General features: G+C 68.3%; 16 protein-coding genes. 8 read left to right on the forward strand and 8 right to left on the reverse strand.

Annotated features, from left to right (window positions below; translation table 11 throughout):
- Positions 1-23 precede the first annotated feature (23 nt).
- The gene (locus tag EJK91_RS03325) at positions 24-1,352 is read left to right on the forward strand and encodes an oxygenase MpaB family protein (RefSeq protein WP_024441375.1); all 1,329 of its coding nucleotides are present in this window, start codon (positions 24-26) and stop codon (positions 1,350-1,352) included.
- Between the two features lie 20 nt (positions 1,353-1,372).
- On the opposite strand, the gene EJK91_RS03330 is transcribed toward EJK91_RS03325, so the two are convergent.
- Positions 1,373-1,966, reverse strand: a complete 594-nt coding sequence (locus EJK91_RS03330; RefSeq protein WP_046301655.1) for a TetR/AcrR family transcriptional regulator — start codon at positions 1,964-1,966, stop codon at positions 1,373-1,375.
- 149 nt (positions 1,967-2,115) lie between these two features.
- Here EJK91_RS03330 and EJK91_RS03335 point away from each other — a divergent pair, with 149 nt between their 5' ends.
- Entirely contained in the window at positions 2,116-3,444 is a 1,329-nt protein-coding gene (locus tag EJK91_RS03335; RefSeq protein WP_024441373.1) for an oxygenase MpaB family protein, read from the forward strand.
- Here EJK91_RS03335 and EJK91_RS03340 read toward each other — a convergent pair.
- On the reverse strand, positions 3,381-4,571 hold the full coding sequence (locus EJK91_RS03340; RefSeq protein WP_024441372.1) for an acyltransferase family protein: 1,191 nt from the start codon (positions 4,569-4,571) through the stop codon (positions 3,381-3,383). The two genes, EJK91_RS03335 and EJK91_RS03340, sit on opposite strands and share 64 nt — an antisense overlap.
- A gap of 104 nt (positions 4,572-4,675) precedes the next feature.
- Between EJK91_RS03340 and EJK91_RS03345 the strand changes: the two genes are divergently transcribed.
- Together EJK91_RS03345 and EJK91_RS03350 are read left to right on the forward strand one after the other, a co-directional pair.
- A complete protein-coding gene (locus tag EJK91_RS03345) occupies positions 4,676-5,944 on the forward strand; it encodes a DUF3068 domain-containing protein (protein ID WP_081654481.1) in 1,269 nt (422 codons plus the stop codon).
- Between the two features lie 7 nt (positions 5,945-5,951).
- A complete protein-coding gene (locus EJK91_RS03350; protein WP_125078252.1) occupies positions 5,952-7,691 on the forward strand; it encodes a hypothetical protein in 1,740 nt (579 codons plus the stop codon).
- 144 nt (positions 7,692-7,835) lie between these two features.
- Here the strand turns inward: EJK91_RS03350 and EJK91_RS03355 are convergent, their stop codons facing one another.
- Complete coding sequence (locus EJK91_RS03355; protein ID WP_024442699.1) at positions 7,836-8,261, reverse strand: thiol-disulfide oxidoreductase DCC family protein; 426 nt, start codon at positions 8,259-8,261, stop codon at positions 7,836-7,838.
- Between the two features lie 80 nt (positions 8,262-8,341).
- On the opposite strand from EJK91_RS03355, the gene EJK91_RS03360 reads away from it, so the two are divergent.
- Positions 8,342-9,673 carry an amidase gene (locus tag EJK91_RS03360; RefSeq protein ID WP_024442698.1) on the forward strand — a complete coding sequence of 444 codons (1,332 nt, stop codon included), beginning with the start codon at positions 8,342-8,344 and terminating at the stop codon, positions 9,671-9,673.
- Between the two features lie 12 nt (positions 9,674-9,685).
- Here the strand turns inward: EJK91_RS03360 and EJK91_RS03365 are convergent, their stop codons facing one another.
- A complete protein-coding gene (locus EJK91_RS03365) occupies positions 9,686-10,840 on the reverse strand; it encodes a glycosyltransferase family 4 protein (RefSeq protein WP_024442697.1) in 1,155 nt (384 codons plus the stop codon).
- Between the two features lie 43 nt (positions 10,841-10,883).
- Here EJK91_RS03365 and EJK91_RS03370 point away from each other — a divergent pair, with 43 nt between their 5' ends.
- The 3 genes from EJK91_RS03370 to EJK91_RS03380 all read left to right on the forward strand — a co-directional run bounded on the left by EJK91_RS03370 (position 10,884) and on the right by EJK91_RS03380 (position 13,998).
- Positions 10,884-11,651 (forward strand): class I SAM-dependent methyltransferase, encoded by a 768-nt coding sequence (locus EJK91_RS03370; RefSeq protein WP_046302416.1) that lies wholly within the window; start codon positions 10,884-10,886, stop codon positions 11,649-11,651.
- A gap of 54 nt (positions 11,652-11,705) precedes the next feature.
- Positions 11,706-13,178 carry an aldehyde dehydrogenase gene (locus tag EJK91_RS03375; protein ID WP_036458026.1) on the forward strand — a complete coding sequence of 491 codons (1,473 nt, stop codon included), beginning with the start codon at positions 11,706-11,708 and terminating at the stop codon, positions 13,176-13,178.
- Between the two features lie 64 nt (positions 13,179-13,242).
- A complete protein-coding gene (locus EJK91_RS03380) occupies positions 13,243-13,998 on the forward strand; it encodes a hypothetical protein (RefSeq protein WP_125078253.1) in 756 nt (251 codons plus the stop codon).
- 8 nt (positions 13,999-14,006) lie between these two features.
- Here the strand turns inward: EJK91_RS03380 and EJK91_RS03385 are convergent, their stop codons facing one another.
- The 4 genes from EJK91_RS03385 to EJK91_RS03400 are packed head-to-tail and all read right to left on the reverse strand — an operon-like array spanning position 14,007 to position 17,856.
- Positions 14,007-14,498 carry a hypothetical protein gene (locus tag EJK91_RS03385; RefSeq protein ID WP_046301671.1) on the reverse strand — a complete coding sequence of 164 codons (492 nt, stop codon included), beginning with the start codon at positions 14,496-14,498 and terminating at the stop codon, positions 14,007-14,009.
- A 15-nt stretch (positions 14,499-14,513) separates the two neighbouring features.
- On the reverse strand, positions 14,514-16,349 hold the full coding sequence (locus EJK91_RS03390) for an acyl-CoA dehydrogenase (protein WP_046301673.1): 1,836 nt from the start codon (positions 16,347-16,349) through the stop codon (positions 14,514-14,516).
- Between the two features lie 50 nt (positions 16,350-16,399).
- Complete coding sequence (locus EJK91_RS03395) at positions 16,400-17,026, reverse strand: S1 family peptidase (protein WP_024442691.1); 627 nt, start codon at positions 17,024-17,026, stop codon at positions 16,400-16,402.
- The gene (locus EJK91_RS03400; protein ID WP_036458018.1) at positions 17,026-17,856 is read right to left on the reverse strand and encodes an arylamine N-acetyltransferase family protein; all 831 of its coding nucleotides are present in this window, start codon (positions 17,854-17,856) and stop codon (positions 17,026-17,028) included. Before EJK91_RS03400 ends, EJK91_RS03395 begins: the two co-directional genes overlap by 1 nt.
- Between the last annotated feature and the right edge of the window lie 11 nt (positions 17,857-17,867).

Raw genomic sequence — 17,867 nt, forward strand, 5'->3', positions numbered from 1 at the left:
ATATGTTAGTTACCGGAGGTCGGATGCCCACGCACTACCCCGAGCTTGCGCGCCGTGTTCACAGTCAGCGCGAGCTGCAGCCGGGCCTTTACGGCGGCATCGACTTCGACGCGCAGCCCTACCGCACCACCACCGACCCGGGCGACCTCTCGGCGCTGCCGCAGTGGGTCGCCGACCGCGCTCCCTATCTGGCCGACGAACAAGCCGTCGAACTGATCTGCACGACAACCCTGCTGGGCGACGTGGTGGCCGATCCCTATGCGGCACTGATGTCCGAGTACAGCGTTTCCGCTCTGATCGATATGCTCCAGGTGGCCTGCCGCGAAGGCATCGACGCCGTGCCCGGCGCGCCGCCGGAGTTGGCGGCGTTCATCGCCGACATGGAAGCCGCGCCCTCCTGGCTGGACATGGATCTGGTGCGTGAGGGTGCACGGCACGCCCGCATCCCGGCGGCCCTGGTGGCGCCGTTCGTCACCCGAGGCGCCTTCATCGCGACCTTCGTCAACACCTACGCCGCATTGCCGATGGCGCTGACCGGCGCGTTGTCCGGCCGCCGCGCCGCGCGCCGGGTCAACGAGACCACCAGCTTCTTCGCCGTCACCACGCTGCCCGGCGCTCTGGACCGCTACGGCCCCGGATTCGAAGCGGCCGCCATGGTGCGGCTGATGCACTCGATGGTCCGCTACAACGCGCTCAAGCGCTCGGACAAGTGGGACGTCGACGTCTACGGCGTCCCCGTCCCCCAGGTCGACCAGATGCCGGCCGGAATGATCAACCTCTACCTGCTGGCTACGGCCGCCCACCGGAAAGGGCGCACCGAATTCACGCCGAGCGAGCGCGCCCAGGTCGAATTCACTCGCTACCGCGCGTTTTTGCTGGGGCTGCCCGAGGAGCTCCTGCCGACCACGCCCACCGAGATCATCCACCTCATCCACACCCGCGCGGCGCTACTGCGTGAGGACTTCGACGACGCCACCTGTGGCGAGATGGTGCGCTCGACTATGGCCGCCTATCTGCGACCCGTCGACACCCGATGGGAACGCATGGCCGATGCCGTCGAGAAGAGTTACAGCAAGGCAGCTTTCACGAAGGCCTTCTGCAACGGCGACCGCGCCGTGGCCAAGGACAAGGGAGTGCCGATCGGCCTGGCCGACTACCTGCGGATCGCCGTGACGGCGCCGTTCATCATCGGGCGCCTACTGGTGGTTCGGCGCGCCAATCGGATCCCGGCACTCCGCCAGATCACCGATGACTACCTGGTGCGGCTCGTCAAGCGTCGGCTCAAGACCTATGGCAAGCCCGAATTCACCAGCGATGCAAAGGATTACACGCCAGCTGGACAGCTGGCGTAACGGGTCCGGGTGCCCGCCGGCTACCAGACCAGTCGGGCGAGGTAAGTCTGGGCGAATTTGCGAACGGCGGCGGTGTCGTTGATGTCGAGGACCCCTGCCCTGTTGGTGAGCAGTGAGGCGACCAGCCGCACCAGGATTTCGGCGGTGGTGAGGACCTCATCGTCGGGCATGCCGACTCCACAGAGACGCAGCGTCGCGGCGACCAGATGGCTGGCACGCACCAGCGCCTTCTCACCGCTGGGGGTATTGACTCCGATGAGCAGTTCCGGCTCACTTTCGATGACCGCGGTCGCCAGCGGACTCTCGGTGATGCGGCGCATGGCCAGGGTGAAGCATTCCACGATGGCGCCGCGGGCGTCCTGCGCGCGGGCGGCGTTGCCGAGTTCGACGAACAGCGCTTGCGTGTCGGTTTCCACCAGCTGCTCGAACAGTGCTTCCTTGGTGGGGAAGTGCCGGTACAGCGTGCGGCGACTCACCCCGGCGCGCTGGGCGACCGCATCGATGTTGGCGCGACGAAAGGCATGCCGGGCGAACTCCACGCGGGCGGCCGCGAGGATGGCGCCCGCCGTGCCAGTCATGGGATCGGCGACCTTGACCGTTGCCGGACTTCCCATGGCGTTCATCCTGTCATGCTGCGCGGTGAGCTGGGCCGACGCGAGGTAGGTCAGCGGGTCTGTCGGCGGGTCTTCGCACCTGTTATTGTGACACAATTACATGAATTTGTGCCATAGTGCGGCCGAAATTCGTTCACCGGAGGTCTTGGATGCCCACGCACTACCCCGACCTGTACCAGCGCGTTCGCCGGCAGGCCGAGCTGCTGCCGGAGCTCTACGGCGACCTGGACTTCGACGTGCAGCCCTACCGCACGGCCGCCTCCCCCGACGACGTCGCGTCCCTGCCGGGCAACCCCGCCACCCGGGCCAAGTTGCTGGCCGACGATGCCGCCGTCGAGCTGATCACGACGGCCACCTGGCTGGGCGACGTGGTGTCGGACTCCTACGCCGCATTGATGGGCCAGCACAGCGTCAGCACCCTGATCGGCATGCTCAAGCAGGCCTGCCGCCACGGTGTCGACGCGGTGCCCGACGCCCCGCCGGAGCTGGCTGCGTTCATCGCCGACATGGAGGCCACCCCGGACTGGCTGGACATGGATCTGGTGCGTAAGGGAGCAGAGCATTCCCGTCTCCCGATGGCGCTGTTGGCACCCTTCGTCGTCCGCGGTGCGTTCATCGCGACCTTCCTCAACACCTATGCCGCGCTGCCGATGGCGCTGACCGGCGCACTGTCGGGCAAGCGTGCCGCCGGGCGGGTCAACGAAACCACCAGTTTCTTCGCCGTCACCACGCTGCCCGGCGCGCTGGACCGGCACGGCCCGGGCTTCGAGGCCGCGGCCATGGTGCGGCTGATGCACTCGATGGTCCGCTTCAACGCGCTCAAGCGATCGCCGAAATGGGACATCGACATCTACGGGCTGCCGATTCCGCAGATCGACCAGATGCCGGCCGGGATGATCAACCTCTTCGTGCTGGCGATGGACGCCCGCCGGAAAGGACGCACCGAATTCACCCCGAGCGAGCGCGCCCAGGTCGAGTTCACCCGCTATCGCTGCGTGCTCCTCGGCCTGCCGGAAGAACTGCTGCCGACCACGCCCGATGAGATCATCCGGGTGTTCAGCGCCCGCGCTGCGCTACTGCGCGACGACTTCGACGACGCCACCTGCGGGGAACTGGTCCGCTCGACCATGGCCGCCTACCTGCGCCAGGAGCAGACGCTGCGTGAGCGCATCGCCGATGCGGTGGAGAAGAGCTACAGCAAGGCCTTTTTCGTCAAGACGTTCTGCGGCGGCAGGCGAGACGTGGCCAAGAAGATGAGCGTCACGCTCAGCGCCGGCGACTACGCGCGGATCGCCCTGACGGCTCCGTTCGTGACGGGTCGCCTGCTGGTGGTGCAGCGCGCTGTGCGCACCCCGGGCCTGCGCCGGCTGACCAACGCCTACATACTCAGGCTGCTCAAGCGACGACTGGCCGCCTACGGCACGCCCGAATTCACCAGCGACTCCGCCGAGTACACCCCGTCGGGCAAGGCCGCCTGATCGGCATCGGAGCGCTCCCGCAGATGCCGGGTCTCCCAACCTCGTAGCTTCTCGCGGCACGGTTGCTCCACCAGGGCATAGCTCACCGCGGCGATGGCGACGGTGAACACCAGCGTCAGCGCCAGCACCACCGCCATATCACCGGTGAAGGCGAATCGGCCGATGACGGGGAACACCATGTCGAGAGCCGCCAGGTGCCAGATGAAGATTCCGTAGGACCAGCGGCCCAACGTCACCATCGGCGCGCTGGCCAGGAACCGGTGCGGTGTGTCGGGCCGATCCAGCACCAGCGGCGCCAACAACGCCCACGCCAGCACCCCGCCCATCGCGGTGCGCACGATGAACTGACCGACGGTGGCCGAAGTCAGCCCCTCCGGCCCAGCCAGTGGCGAGGCCGCCACTGCGAACGCCACCAGAGTCACCCCTGCCATGGGCAGCCGCCGACGGGCCAGCCGGTGCACCCGCCCTACCGGGCTGTACGCCCACTCGGCCAGCAGCATGCCCGCCCCGAACCAGCAGCCGTAGGCCGGCGCCCAGTTCAACGGATTCACCCCGTAGGGGGTGTGGATGGGCAAGAACCCCCACCCCAGGCTGAGCAACGCCACGCCGGCGATCGCCGGTACTCGGGCGCGCACCGGCAACCGCCGCGCCGCCAGTGCCAGCAGCGGCAGGGCCACGTAGAAGCTGACCTCCACGGCCAGGCTCCACATCTGGGTAAGGCCCGGGGTCAGAGTCAGCGGCACATAGATCTGGGTCATCGTGAGATTGGCCAGCCACACCACCAGGCTGGCGCCGCCGGCATCGGGCAGCAGCGCCAGGATCACCACCACCGACACCAGGTAGGCCGGCATGATCCGCACCACCCGTGAACGCAGGTAATGCCCGGTGCGCGGCGCCGGACGCAGTCCGCGCGCGGCCGCCGCGTGCCCACGCCACAGCAAAAATCCGCTCAGCGCGAAGAACACCGCGACCGCCATGTCGAAACGACCCCACATCCGGCCGCTGATCCCCGACGAGTGTCCGGTCTGAAACGCGACGTGTGTGATCACGACCCCGATAGCCGCGCAGGCGCGCATACCCTCGACTGCGGGCAGGAAGCTACGTACGCCACCCACCTGCTGACTCATCTGATTTCCGACCGAGGCATCGATGGACACACAGTAGCTGTTGCGGCTGCTGCTGTTAGGGTCAAACAAATTTGGGTACCGGGACAAAAGGAGGATGCGGCGACGTGAACCGAGCAATCATGATGCGTATCGCGGCATGCGCAGTCATGGGCCTCGGCGCCGCCCTGATGGTTGCGGCACTGCTGCTGTCCACCTACACGGTGGGCAAAATCGCCAAGATCCCGCTCGACATCGACGTCACGCTGATCGGCAACGGCAGCGGCGCCGCGTTGGACCCGGAGTCTCTCGGCAGTGAGCACGCCGTCGTCGACCAGGACGTGCCGCTGGTGTCCCAGCAACAGATCGGGGTCGAGTCGCCCGCCAATGCCGACGTGGTGACCCTGCAGGTCGGCTCGTCGCTGCGGCGCGCGGACCGGCAGAAGGACACCGGGCTGCTGTTGGCCATCGTCGACACCGTGACGCTGAACCGCACGACCGCCGAGGCGGTTTCGGACGACACACACCCGGGTGGCTCGGTGCAGCGACCGCGCAACTTTGAGGACGAGAGCCCGCCCACCAACATCGCCCTGCCGCACGAGGGACTGTCGTACCGGTTCCCCTTCGACACCAAGAAGCAGTCCTACCAGTACTTCGACCCGATCGCGCAGAAGGCCTACGAGGCCAACTACGAGGGTGAGGACGACGTCAACGGGCTGACTACCTACCGGTTCGTCCAGAACGTCGGCTACGACAACGACGGCAGCCTGACCGAGCCGGTCCGCTACCCGTCGCTCTACGGCCACGACGAAGACGGTGAGATCACCGCGCCCGCCCGACTCTGGAACATCGAAGGCGCCGACCCCGACGAGGACGTCACGATGACGCGGTACTACGCCGCGCAGCGCACCATGTGGGTCGACCCCGTCTCGGGCACCATCGTCAAGTCGAAGCTGCACGCCAACCACTACTACGCCCGGGACGCGCTCAAGCCGGAGATCGCACTGGCCGACTACACGGTCACCAGCTCCGAGGAGACCATCGAGCAGCAGGTCAACGCGGCGCGCAACGAACGTGACCGGGTGGCACTGTGGTCCCGGGTCCTGCCGATCACCTTCACCGCGGCGGGGCTGATCTGCTTGATCGGCGGAGTCCTGGTCGGCTGGTTCAGCCTGCCGGCCGAGGCCGCGCTGGGCCGCAGCGACCGGCACGGCTCCGACGGTGGATTCTTCGGCGGTTTCGCGCCCAAGGCGCCGACGGCCGATCGCCCGTCCGGTGCCGAAGCCGAGACCGAGAAGATCCCGGCGCAACGTCCCCAGCTGGACCGCCCGGCGACGCCACCGGAGTCGAGCCCCCCGGAACGGGGCACCCCGGATTCGGCTCCCGACCAGCCGTAGTTGCGCGGTGGTGCGCGCCAGAGCCTGGATCGCGCCGTGCTATGCACTCGGGCTGACACTGCTCATCCTGGCGCCATTGCTGCGCCCGGGTTATCTGCTGTTGCGCGACGCGGTTTCGACACCGCGGTCATATCTGACCGGCGCCGCCCTCGGGCTGGGTGAGGCATCCCCGCGGGCGGTACCCCAAGACTTCGCGGTGGCGCTGGCGTCGCGGCTGATCGACGGCGGGACCGTGGTCAAGGCGCTACTCTTCATGGGCCTGTGGCTTGCTGGATGCGGGGCGGCACGGCTGGTGGCGACCGTACTGCCGGGGTCCGGACTGCCCGGTCAACTGGTGGCGATCACGGTGGTGATCTGGAACCCGTATGTGGCCGAGCGGCTGCTGCAGGGCCATTGGAGCCTGCTGGTCGGGTACGGCTGCCTGCCATGGGTGGCGGCGGCGATGCTGGGCTTGCGCGCCGGCCCGGGGGCCGACTCCGGCGAGCCTCGCCGAACCGCCGGGCTGTTCAGCCTGGTGTTCTTTCTGGCGCTGGCCGGCTTGACACCCACCGGGTTGCTGCTGGCGGCGGTGGTGGCGCTGGCGTGTGTCGCGGCGCCCGGGTCCGGGCCGCCGCGCTGGTGGTGCGCGGCCAGCGCGGGCGCGATCGCCGCGACCGCCGCGTTGCCATGGCTGATGGCGGTGGTGCTCAGCCCGGGCTCGGCGCAGGGCGAGTCCACCGGGGTGGCGGCATTCGCGGCCCGCGCCGAGCCTGGCCTGGGCACCCTGGGCAGCCTCGCCGGGCTCGGCGGGATCTGGAACGCCGAGGCGGTACCCGGTTCGCGACGAACGGCTTTTGCGCTGCTGGCGACGGCGGTGTTCATCGGGGTACTGGGGCTGGGCTGGGCGTCGGTGCGCGACCTACCCGCGGTGCGGCCGCTACTGATCCTAGCGGGCTCGACAGTGCTGGTGTTCACCCTGCTGGCGACCGGGCCGGGGCTGGCGTTGCTGCGCTGGGCGACGGACATCGCACCAGGGCTCGGGGTGCTGCGTGACGGTCAGAAGTGGGTGGCACTGGCGGTGCCGGGCTACCTGCTGGCCGGCGCCGGGGCGGTCATGGGGCTGCGAGACCGGCTGGCACCGGCGCGGGCGGCGCTGGTGTGCTGCATCGCGTTGATCGTCGTCCTGCCCGACCTGGCCTGGGGGGTGGCCGGGCGGCTCACGCCAGTGCACTACCCGCCCGGTTGGGCGGCGGTGGCGGCCAAGATCAATGCCGACCCGCGCCCGGTGGCCGTGCTGCCGGCCGACACCATGCGCCACTTCCCCTGGGCGGGGCGGGCTCCGGTGCTCGATCCGCTGCCCCGGTGGGTGCGCGCCGAGGTGCTCGCGACCGGCGACCTGACCGTCGGCGGACAGACCGTGACCGGCGAGGGTAGCCACGCCCGCGAAGTCCAGCAGGCACTGTTGTCGGGCGCTGAGCCGGCCACGCTCGGCGTCAAAGGCGTGGGTTGGGTGGTCACGGAGTCCGATACGGACGGCGAAATGGGTGCTGCGGCAGAAACTCTGAACAGGCTTCCCGTCGCCTATCGAGATTCCGGTCTTACCCTCTACCGGGTCGGCGGGCACGCGCCGAAGGCGTCGGCCGGACCGCGCCGGGCCGCGATGGCCACGCATCTGGGGTGGCTGGCGATGCTGGTGGTGGGTGCGGGAGGGCTGGCGGCGCCGGCGATACGACGACGCTTGCCCGGTCACCGGCGAAGTGCGCCGTGAAAGACGGTCACGGCGTGACCGGTCAGGATGACACCATCGCCGTCAGCGCGGACCCGCAATTGCCCGCCTCGCGCAGAGGCCGGTGGGGTTCCCCCCGAACCTGACCGCCGTGACCGTGTCGACTACATATGCCGGGACGGACACCTAGGCGTCCAGGAAGCGGGCCCGTACACCGGGCCCGGGGATGGGGCAGGTGTCGTACCGACCGCCTAACCGATAACGGACAGCGGCGAAGCGGTCGTAGAGCCAGTCCCGCAGACCTGCCGGGATGATGCGCGCCGCGAGCAGTAGCCGGAATGGCCCACCCAGGTAGCTCAGCACCCGCAGTGCCGCCGCCGATCGAACATCGATGTGCTCATCGGGCCGGCCGGGATTCGCCACGAAGACCATCGAGTCGATGTCTCGCAGCTCCGGATGGCGCTCGATGATCTCGCGCGCGAAGTCACCTTCCAATGCGGCAAATCGCAGGGTGCCGCGCCGGTCGAACCGCAGGATGGTCTGCACGGATCGATTGCAGATCCCGCAGACACCGTCGTAAAGCAGCACCGGCGTAGCGCGATCGTCGGGCATCGACACACCTCCAGCTTCCGCACAATTCCTTCGGCCAGTATGAGCCGGTAGGACGCGGGTGCGCGCGATAGGGTCTCGGCGTGGAGTTCACCGCGACCGAGATTGCGGCCGCAGTTCAGAGCGGATCTCTGACGGCGCGAGCCGCCACACAGCAAGCGCTGCACCGGATCGAGCAGACCCAGCCGGCCTTCAACGCGTGGCAGGTGATCCGCACCGACGCCGCGCTGGCCGAGGCGGACCTGATCGACGCTCGCGACGACCGCGGCTCACTTCCTTTGGCGGGCGTTCCGATCGCCATCAAAGACAACATCGCCGTAGCCGGGGAACCGATGCGGGAGGGCTCGCTGGCCACCAGCGCGGCACCGCGAACAACCGATCACGAGGTGGTTCGTCGCCTCCGCGCCGCCGGCGCGGTGATCGTCGGACTGACCCGCGTCCCCGAGCTCTGCGTCTGGGGCGCAACCGATTCAGTATTCGGCGTCACCCGCAATCCCTGGAATCCGCAGCGGACGCCGGGTGGCTCCTCCGGGGGCTCCGCGGCTGCGGTCGCATCGGGAGCAGTCCCCGTCGCCCACGGGAACGACGGCATGGGCTCGATTCGGATCCCGGCTGCGTGCTGCGGCTTGGTGGGCCTCAAACCTGGGCACGGGGTGGTGCCGGTCGGCGAGGCACACACATCCTGGGGAGGTATGTCGGAGAACGGGCCGCTCACGACCACGGTCGCAGATGCCGCGCTGATGTTCTCGGTCCTGGCCTGCGATCCCGGTGCCGCGGCGCTGATCGATCCGCCCACCCTGCGGATCGCGGTGTCGACCACGGCTCCCAGCCTCGCGACGCCGGTGGCACGCGGTTGGACCGAGGCGGTCCATCGGACTGCCGAAATTCTTCGCGGCGGCCACCGCATTCGGTCGGCGACCCCGCGTTACCCGGCCACGCTGATGAACACGACCGCACTGGCGTTATGGACGGCAGGAGCTGCTGCCGATGCACACGCTTCGACGAACGTCGCCTTACTGGAGCGCCGCAACCGCATCCATGTGCGGATCGGAGACGCCGTCGTGAAGCGGGGACTCGCGAGCCCCAAGGGACGCGAGGTATGGCGGCGGCGCGCGTTGGACTTCTTCGCCGACACCGATGTCCTGGTCACGCCGACGCTGGCTCAACCGCCGATCAGATCACGACGCTGGGCGCAGCGGGGCTGGCTCGCCTCGCTGGTCGCCAACGCTCGCTACGCCCCCTTCGCCGCACCGTGGAACATCATCGGTTGGCCCGCAATGAACGTGCCCGCCGGACTCGACCGCCAGGGTCTGCCCGTCGGCGTGCAGTTGGTCGGCAAACCCGGCTCGGAGCGGACCCTGCTAGGCCTAGCCGCTCAGATCGAGCAGCTCCAACCCTGGCCGCGCACCGCTTAGGGAGCTACCGCCTCAGACCACACCGCTGATGTAGCGACGTTCCTGGACGGCCGCCAGCACGGCATGCAAGCCTTCGGCACTTTGCCGCCAGGAGAACTCTGCGCTGCGGTCCTGCGCTTTGGCGCCGAGCTGCTCGCGCAGCACGGCATCCGCCAGCAATCGCCGCAATTGCTCGACCAGCTCGTCGCGATCGTCGACCAAGGTCCCGGTGACTCCGTCGACGATCGAATCGGACAACCCGCCGGAGGCCCGGTAGCCGATGGTGGGCACACCGTGCTGGCCCGCCTCGATGACGGCCAGGCCCCAGCCCTCTTTGCGGGACGGCAACACATGCACCCAGGCCTGTTGCACGAGTTCGTGTTTGGTGACCTCATCGACGTGGCCGTGGAAGGTGACCGCGTCGGTGATCCCGAGTTCGGCGGCGTGCTCCACCAGCCGCTCGCTCCACCAACCTCCGCCGATGACATCGAGGTGCAGGCCCGGCACGTGGGCACGCAACGCCGCGACCGCGTCCAGCGCGTCCTCGATCTGCTTATGTGGCACCAGGCGAGACAGCACCACCACCCGCGGCGTTGGCGAGCGAGGGCGGGTCAGCGTTGCCGGCGGCGCCTCATCGAGGCCGTTGCGCACCACCGCGATGCGCTCGGGACCGACTCCGAGCTCGATCAGGTCGCGCAACGAGGGCAGTGACACGGTCAGGTATTGGTTGCGCCGGTTCAGCCAGGGCGACAGTTTCGACTCCACCATCCAGCCGATCCGGCTCAGCACCGGGCCCGCCACCGGCCACTGCTCGCGGTGGCAGTGGTGCACCAGCATCGCGACCCGCCGCCCGTAGATCAGCCGCGCCAGGAACGGCAGCCCGTTCTGGGTGTCGATCACCGCGTCGGGTCGCAGCCCGCGCAGCGGTCCAAGCCCGATGCGCGCCGCCGCCATCACTGCCAGCGCCCAGAGATACACGGTGTAGGGGCCGCCGCGCCGACTGATGCGCACGCCGTCGACGACCTCGTCTTTGGGCGCGCCCGGGTAGCGGGCGGTGCGCAGGGTGACTGTCACACCGGCGGCGGCCAGCTCGGCGCCGATGCGCTGCAGGTAGGTCTCGCTGCCGCCGCCCTGCGGATGCCCGGTGTCACGCCAACACAGCAGCAGGACCGAGCGGACAGCAGACACGCCGACCAGGGTAGTCGGCCTACTGGCGGCCTAGGCTGGCTCGGTGGCTGCCACCGACCTGTTCGCGCGACGCGCGACGCTGGCCCGTTCGGTGCGCCTGCTGTCCCAGTTCCGCTACGAGCAGACCGCGCCGGACCGGTTCTACGGTGCGCTGGCCGACGACACCGCCGCCATGGTCACCGAACTGTGGCGCGGAGTCTGCGGCGACGATCCGGCCGGCAAGACCGTCCTCGACGTCGGCGGCGGTCCGGGCTACTTCGCCACCGCTTTCGCCGAGGCCGGGCTGCGCTATATCGGCGTGGAACCCGACCCCGGGGAAGTGCACGCGGCGGGCCCTCGGCCCGCGGGCGCCGCGGGGACGTTCGTGCGGGCCTCGGGGATGGCGCTGCCGTTCGCCGACGCCAGCGTGGACATCTGCCTGTCCTCCAACGTCGCCGAGCACGTGCCGCGGCCCTGGCAGCTGGGCAACGAGATGCTGCGGGTCACCCGGCCCGGCGGGCTGGCGGTGCTGTCCTACACGGTGTGGCTGGGTCCGTTCGGCGGTCACGAGATGGGCCTGACCCACTACCTGGGCGGACAGCGAGCCGCCCGGCGCTACACCCGCCGGCACGGCCACCCGCCCAAGAACAACTACGGCTCGTCATTGTTCGCGGTGTCTGCCGCCGAGGGCTTGGAGTGGGCTCGCCACACCGGCGCTCTGGTCGCAGCTTTCCCCCGTTATCACCCGCGATGGGCGTGGTCGATCACCAAGGTGCCAGGGATTCGCGAGTTCGGTGTGAGCAACCTGGTGCTGGTGCTGCAAACGGAATAACGGATTGACTGCAACGTGTTCTAATCCGTCCGTCGGCTAGGTAGGGTGGCGCCCATGACCGACTCCAGCATCACCGAATACGACACCCTCTTCATCGGCGGCAAGTGGACCGCCCCGTCCACCGATCAGGTGATCGAGGTGCACAACCCGGCCACCGGCGAGTATGTCGGCAAGGTGCCGCTGGCTGCCAAAGCAGATGTGGACGCGGCGGTGGCCGCCGCGCGCACCGCGTTTGACTCCGGCCCGTGGCCGTCCACCCCGCCCGCCGAGCGGGCCGCGGTGATCGCCGCCGCGATCAAGCTGATGGAAGAGCGCAAAGACCAGTTCACCGCGCTGCTGGGCGCCGAGACCGGCCAGCCCCCGCTGAGCGTCGAGACAATGCACTGGATGAGCTCGCTGGGCGCGCTGAACTTCTTCGCCGGCCCGGCCGCCGACGAGGTCAGCTGGGAAGAGATCCGCACCGGCGCCTACGGTCAGACGATCGTGCGCCGCGAACCGATCGGCGTGGTCGGCGCGATCGTCGCGTGGAACGTGCCGCTGTTCCTGGCGGTCAACAAGCTGGGGCCGGCCCTGCTGGCCGGCTGCACGGTGGTGCTCAAGCCTGCGGCCGAGACACCGTTCAGCGCGAACCTGCTGGCGCAGACCTTCGCCGACGCGGGCTTGCCGGAAGGCGTGCTCTCGGTGGTGCCGGGCGGCGCCGAGACCGGTCAGGCGCTGACCTCCAACCCGGGCGTGGACATCTTCTCCTTCACCGGCAGCTCGGCCGTCGGCAAGGAGATCGGCAAGCGCGCCGCGGACCTGCTCAAGCCGTGCACGCTGGAGCTCGGCGGCAAGTCGGCGTCCATCATCCTCGAGGACGTCGACCTGGCATCGGCCATCCCCATGCTGGTGTTCTCCGGGATCATGAACACCGGGCAGGCGTGTGTCGCCCAGACCCGCATCCTGGCGCCCCGCTCGCGCTACGAGGAGGTCGTGGAGGCGGTCAAAAACTTCGTCACCGCGCTGCCGGTCGGCCTGCCGGATGACCCGGGCGCTCAGATCGGTGCGCTGATCAGCGAGAAGCAGCGCGAGCGCGTCGAGGGCTACATCGCCAAGGGCATTGAGGAAGGCGCCCGGCTGGTCTGCGGCGGCGGCCGCCCCGAGGGGCTGGACTCCGGCTTCTTCGTGGAGCCGACCGTGTTCGCCGACGTGGACAACTCCATGACGATCGCCCAGGAGGAGATCTTCGGGCCGGTGCTGTCGATCATCGCCTACGACACCGAGGACGACGCGATCGCGATCGCCAACGACTCGGTGTACGGACTGGCCGGCAGCGTGTGGACCTCCGATGTCCCGCGCGGGATCGAGATCGCGAGCAAGATCCGGACCGGCACCTACGGGATCAACTGGTACGCCTTCGACCCGTGCTGCCCGTTCGGCGGCTTCAAGAACTCCGGCATCGGCCGGGAGAACGGCAAAGAGGGCGTCGAGCACTTCACTCAGCAGAAGAGCGTGCTAATGCCGATGGGCTACACCCTGGACGCCTGATCGGAGCGTCCCGGAGCAGTTCACCTTGCCGTTGAGGCAACGGTAAGCCCCTATACTGCCGTGCGTGGGCGTGCTGGTGTGGTTTGCACCCTGGGCGGTGTACTGGGTGCTGGTGGGCAACGCGCCACCGGTGATCGCGGCGGCGGTGGCGTTGGTCTTTGCGTTCAGCGTCGTGGTCAGCGGCCGCGGCTCGTCGTTACGCCTCTTGGGCATCGGGGCCGTTGCGACGTTCGCGGTGCTGGCGGTATCGCCGCTGGCGTTGACCGGGGCGCAGCACTGGGTGCTGGCATTGAGTGTCGCCGGACTGTTCGCGACGCTGCTCGCCGGCATCGCGCTGGGCAGATCGGTGGTGGAAGCCGTCGTGAAGGCGGATCTGCCGGCGGCGGTGGCGCAGTCGGAGCTGTTCGGTCCCGTCGTGCACCGGGTGACGTGGATCTGGCTGGGCGCTGTGACGGCGATGTTCGTCTCGGCGGTGATCCCAGCGCTCCTGCTGCCCGGCGCCGGCACACCGCTGAATTATCTGTGCTGCTGGGTCATTCCGTTTACAGTTCTGGCCGCCGCGGCGATCGCATCGCGGATCGTGGCGGATCACATGACGGCCGGCTTCGGCGATGCGGTGCGCAAGACGAGCTTTGTCGCCTTCGTCGACCTGGAGATCGATCAGCTGTACTACCTGGCCACCGAACACGCCAACCGTGAGGTCGCCCCCGGCGAGGAAGCCTACAACGTCACCGTCGGCACCAAGGGAACACCGCTGTCAGGCGACGACACCCGGGTGTCGTGGCCCTCGACCTACAAGGTTCGGCAGCGCCGCAGCTGACCGGCGGCTCAGCCGTTGAGGCGGCGCCTTCGATGCTCGATACAGCGCCCCACCTGGGCGCGGTAGTAGTCTTCGTCGCGCCCGCCGGCGGTGTACAGCCGCGCGCCGAGCCGGTCCCGGAGCTCGTCGAGATCCACCTGATCGGCGGTGGCGTTGGCCAGCACCCAGTCGACGGCGGCTTCGCTGCCCTGTTCCCGGCAGATCCGCTCGGCCTGTTTGGCCGCAGCACGCTTGTGAAACCTGGCGAACCCCCGCCTGCTCCAGGCGCGCAACTCCAGGGCTTCCAGGTCCAGCAGTTCGCGCAACACCGACAACGGCCCGTCCGGCACGGTCTTGAACGGTGCCACGTCGACGAAAGCCAGTGCGCCGTCGCGACGCCGGATCGCCTCGATGTCCGGTTCCACCACGACCGCGCCGCGCCCCTGGGCCAGCTCATGGGCCCACCGAACGATGGCATAGCCGCGATCGGCAAGCCGGTATTTCCGGGTGTGGGTGTCCACCGCAGGGCGCTTTCGCTAGAACGCGTCCTCGGCGAGATCCATCAACGCGAGGTCCTCGCTTTCCACCATTCGGCGATCCGCGGCGAGCCGGGGTAACACGTTGGCCGCGAAGAACTTTGCCGCCGCCACCTTGCCGCGGTAGAAATGCTGCTCGTCGCCGGACGCTCCTTGGTCCAGTGCCGTCAGCGCGATCTCGGCCTGACGCATCAGCAGCCAGCCGATCATCAGATCGCCGACGGCCAGCAGGAACCGCACCGAACCCAAGCCCACCCGATAGAGCTCTCGGGCGTCCTGCTGTGAGCCGAACATGTATCCGGTCATGGCGGCCACCATCGCCCGCGCGTCGTCGAGCGCGGCGGCCAGCAACTTGCGCGAATCGGCCAGTTCCTTGTGACCGTCGGCGTCGTCGAGCAACGCCTCGATCTGGCCCACCAGATGCGCCAGCGCCACACCGCGGTCACGAGCGATCTTGCGAAAGAAGAAGTCCTGGGCCTGAATCGCCGTGGTGCCCTCGTACAGCGAGTCGATCTTGGCGTCACGGATGTACTGCTCGATCGGATAGTCCTGCAGGAAACCCGAGCCGCCGAACGTCTGCAACGATTCGGTCAGGTACTGGTAGGCACGTTCCGAACCGACACCCTTGACGATCGGAAGCAGCAGGTCGTTGACCCGTTCGGCCATCTCGGCGTCAGCGCCCGAGACCTGCAAGGCGACCTGCGGATTCTGGTGGGCGGCAGTGTAGAGATACAGCGCCCGCATCCCCTCTGCGTAAACCTTCTGCATCATCAGGGCGCGCCGCACATCCGGGTGATGGATGATCGACACCCGCGGCGCGGTCTTGTCCGTCATCTGGGTCAGGTCGGCCCCCTGAATGCGGGTCTTGGCATATTCCAGCGCGTTGAGGTAGCCGGTTGACAGCGTGGCGATTGCCTTGGTTCCCACCATCATTCGGGCATACTCGATGACGCGGAACATCTGCGCGATGCCGTTGCGGCTGTCGCCGACCAGCCACCCTTTCGCCGGAACGCCGTGCTGTCCGAAGGTGAGTTCGCAGGTGGTCGAAACCTTCAGTCCCATCTTGTGTTCCAGGCCGGTGACGAACACCCCGTTGCGCTCGCCGGGCTCCCCCGTCTCGGGATCCGGCAGGAATTTAGGTACCAGAAACAGGCTTAGCCCCTTGGTTCCCGGTCCGGCACCTTCGGGGCGGGCCAGGGTCATGTGCATGATGTTCTCGAACATGTCGTCGGTGTCGCCGTTGGTGATGAATCGCTTGACGCCGTCGATGTGCCAGGTGCCGTCGGGCTGCTCGATGGCCTTGGTACGGCCCGCACCGACGTCAGAACCGGCGTCGGGTTCGGTGAGCACCATGGTGGCGGCCCAGTTCCGGTCGATCACCATGGACGCCCAGTGCCGCTGCTGTTCGTTGCCCAGCCCGTAAAGGATGTTGGCGAAGATCGGGCCGGCCATGAAGATGAACACCGCAGGGTTGGCGCCCAGCGCCAATTCGTTGATCGCCCAGGACACCATCGACGGCGCCGGCACCCCGCCGACCGCCTCGTCCAGGCCGATCCGGAACCACTCGCCCTCCTTCCAGGCCCGCAGGGACTCCTTGAAGGGTTCGGGCAGCGTGACGCTGTGGGTGGCCGGGTCGAACACCGGCGGATGGCGGTCGCTGGAGGCAAAGGACTCGGCCACCGGCCCCTCGGCGAGCCGGGCGGCTTCGGCCAGCATCTGGCGCACGGTGTCGCCGTCGAGATCTCCGAACGCGCCGTCAGCCAAGCACTGCTCCAGGCCCAGCAGTTCGAACAGATTGAATTCCAGGTCGCGCACATTGCTCTTGAAGTGACCCATCATTCCAGCATGCACCTTGATGCGGCGCAGGTCGCCGGAATCGCAACGTTCTAACGCACTACGTGCAATCCCCACTGTCGCAGGATCGGCTCCACCAGGACGAAGTCGGTGCTCGAGTCGTCGTCGACCGGTCCGCCCTGCAGAATCCCGACCGCGCTGACGGTGCCGTCCGGGTTGACCACGAAGCCGGGGCTGCCGCTGTCACCGATGGTGCTGTACACGCGGGTTTCCACCAGGTTGCCGTTGACGGCGGTCACCGGACCGCAGGTCTCACCTGTCTGGGCACCGACCTTGCAGATCGTCATACCGACGTGGATCTGATCCGGCGGCAGCACACCGGCCACCGGATAACGGCCAGCGATCTTGGGGTTGGGCCGGCCGGCATCGGGCTCGAGCCGGATGATCGCGGCGTCGCGGTCCTCGCCATTGTCTTCGCTGGCGGTGATGATTCCGAGCGGCGTCTCGAAGATGTCGGTCCACTGCGACCCGTCGTGCGAATCGCAGTGACCGCTGGTCAGCAGGTAGTAGCCGCCGGCGTCGTCCTGGGCCAGAAAGCCCGCTGTGCAGCTGCTGCTGTCGTCCAGCAACTCGATGCCCGGCATCGGCCCGGCCGACGCGATGCCGGCGAAGCTCAGGCCCGCGGCTGCCAGGACGCCCGCCAACGCGATCTTGACCATCAGGTGTCCAGCACCGATGCCACCTTGGTCTCGACGTCGCCCAAACCGGCGAGATCGATGCCGAAGCGGTCGGTCAGAGCCTCACACACCTGCGCGGCGTCGTCGAACCGAATCCGCTCGGTGCCGCTGCGGGAGTGGATCGCCAGGTTGCGACCGCGCAGGTTCCAGCGGGCATCGTCGGTCACCAGCGCCACACTGAGGCCGACGACGAAGTTCGACTCGGGGTAGGTGGACACGTACCAGCTGCCCACCTGCATGTCGATCAGCGGCCGTGGCTGCAGTCCCACGATGTACAGCGGCCGCCAGCGCTCGCCGATCAGTGTCTCCAACACCCATTCATCTGCGCCGCTACCGCGGGTACGCAGCCGGAACGGCTCGTGGGAGGTCTGCTGAACCTCGTCGGGGATCATCGGGATCGGTGCCGTGGGCGTCTGCCCGCCGAATCCCACGTCGACGAGATAGCGCTGCCCGGCCCCCGGGATCGTCACCGCCAACGCCTGGTGGGTCTGCGGATGCGACGGCCCGTCCAGTCCCTCCGGGCTCATCCACACCACCCGCCCGGCCAGTCGCTCGGCTCCGAAGCCGAGCGCGCACAGCACGTCGCGCATCAGGTTGTTGTGCTCGTAGCAGTAGCCACCGCGACGTCGCGCCACCAGCTTGGCGCACAGTGCGGCCGAGCTGAGGTCGATCACCGGAACACCCATCAGTGGGTCGAGATTCTCAAACGGGATGCCGCGGACGTGCGCGGACACCAGGGCGGTGAGCGTCTCATGCGTCGGCTCGGTGCCACCGCGATAGCCGATGCGGTCGAAGTACGCCTGCACGTCGATGCGGAGCTCCC

This window comes from Mycobacterium sp. P7213 (assembly GCF_900604305.1).
Classification (GTDB): Bacteria; Actinomycetota; Actinomycetes; order Mycobacteriales; family Mycobacteriaceae; genus Mycobacterium.

Coding starts and splice junctions, on each gene's coding strand:
- EJK91_RS03355 (WP_024442699.1), bottom strand. CDS start 8,261: ATGCCCGACGATCGCGCTACGCCGGTGCTGCTTTACGACGGTGTCTGC.
- EJK91_RS03335 (WP_024441373.1), top strand. CDS start 2,116: ATGCCCACGCACTACCCCGACCTGTACCAGCGCGTTCGCCGGCAGGCC.
- EJK91_RS03330 (WP_046301655.1), bottom strand. CDS start 1,966: ATGGGAAGTCCGGCAACGGTCAAGGTCGCCGATCCCATGACTGGCACG.
- EJK91_RS03325 (WP_024441375.1), top strand. CDS start 24: ATGCCCACGCACTACCCCGAGCTTGCGCGCCGTGTTCACAGTCAGCGC.
- EJK91_RS03395 (WP_024442691.1), bottom strand. CDS start 17,026: ATGGTCAAGATCGCGTTGGCGGGCGTCCTGGCAGCCGCGGGCCTGAGC.
- EJK91_RS03340 (WP_024441372.1), bottom strand. CDS start 4,571: ATGAGTCAGCAGGTGGGTGGCGTACGTAGCTTCCTGCCCGCAGTCGAG.
- EJK91_RS03375 (WP_036458026.1), top strand. CDS start 11,706: ATGACCGACTCCAGCATCACCGAATACGACACCCTCTTCATCGGCGGC.
- EJK91_RS03390 (WP_046301673.1), bottom strand. CDS start 16,349: ATGGGTCACTTCAAGAGCAATGTGCGCGACCTGGAATTCAATCTGTTC.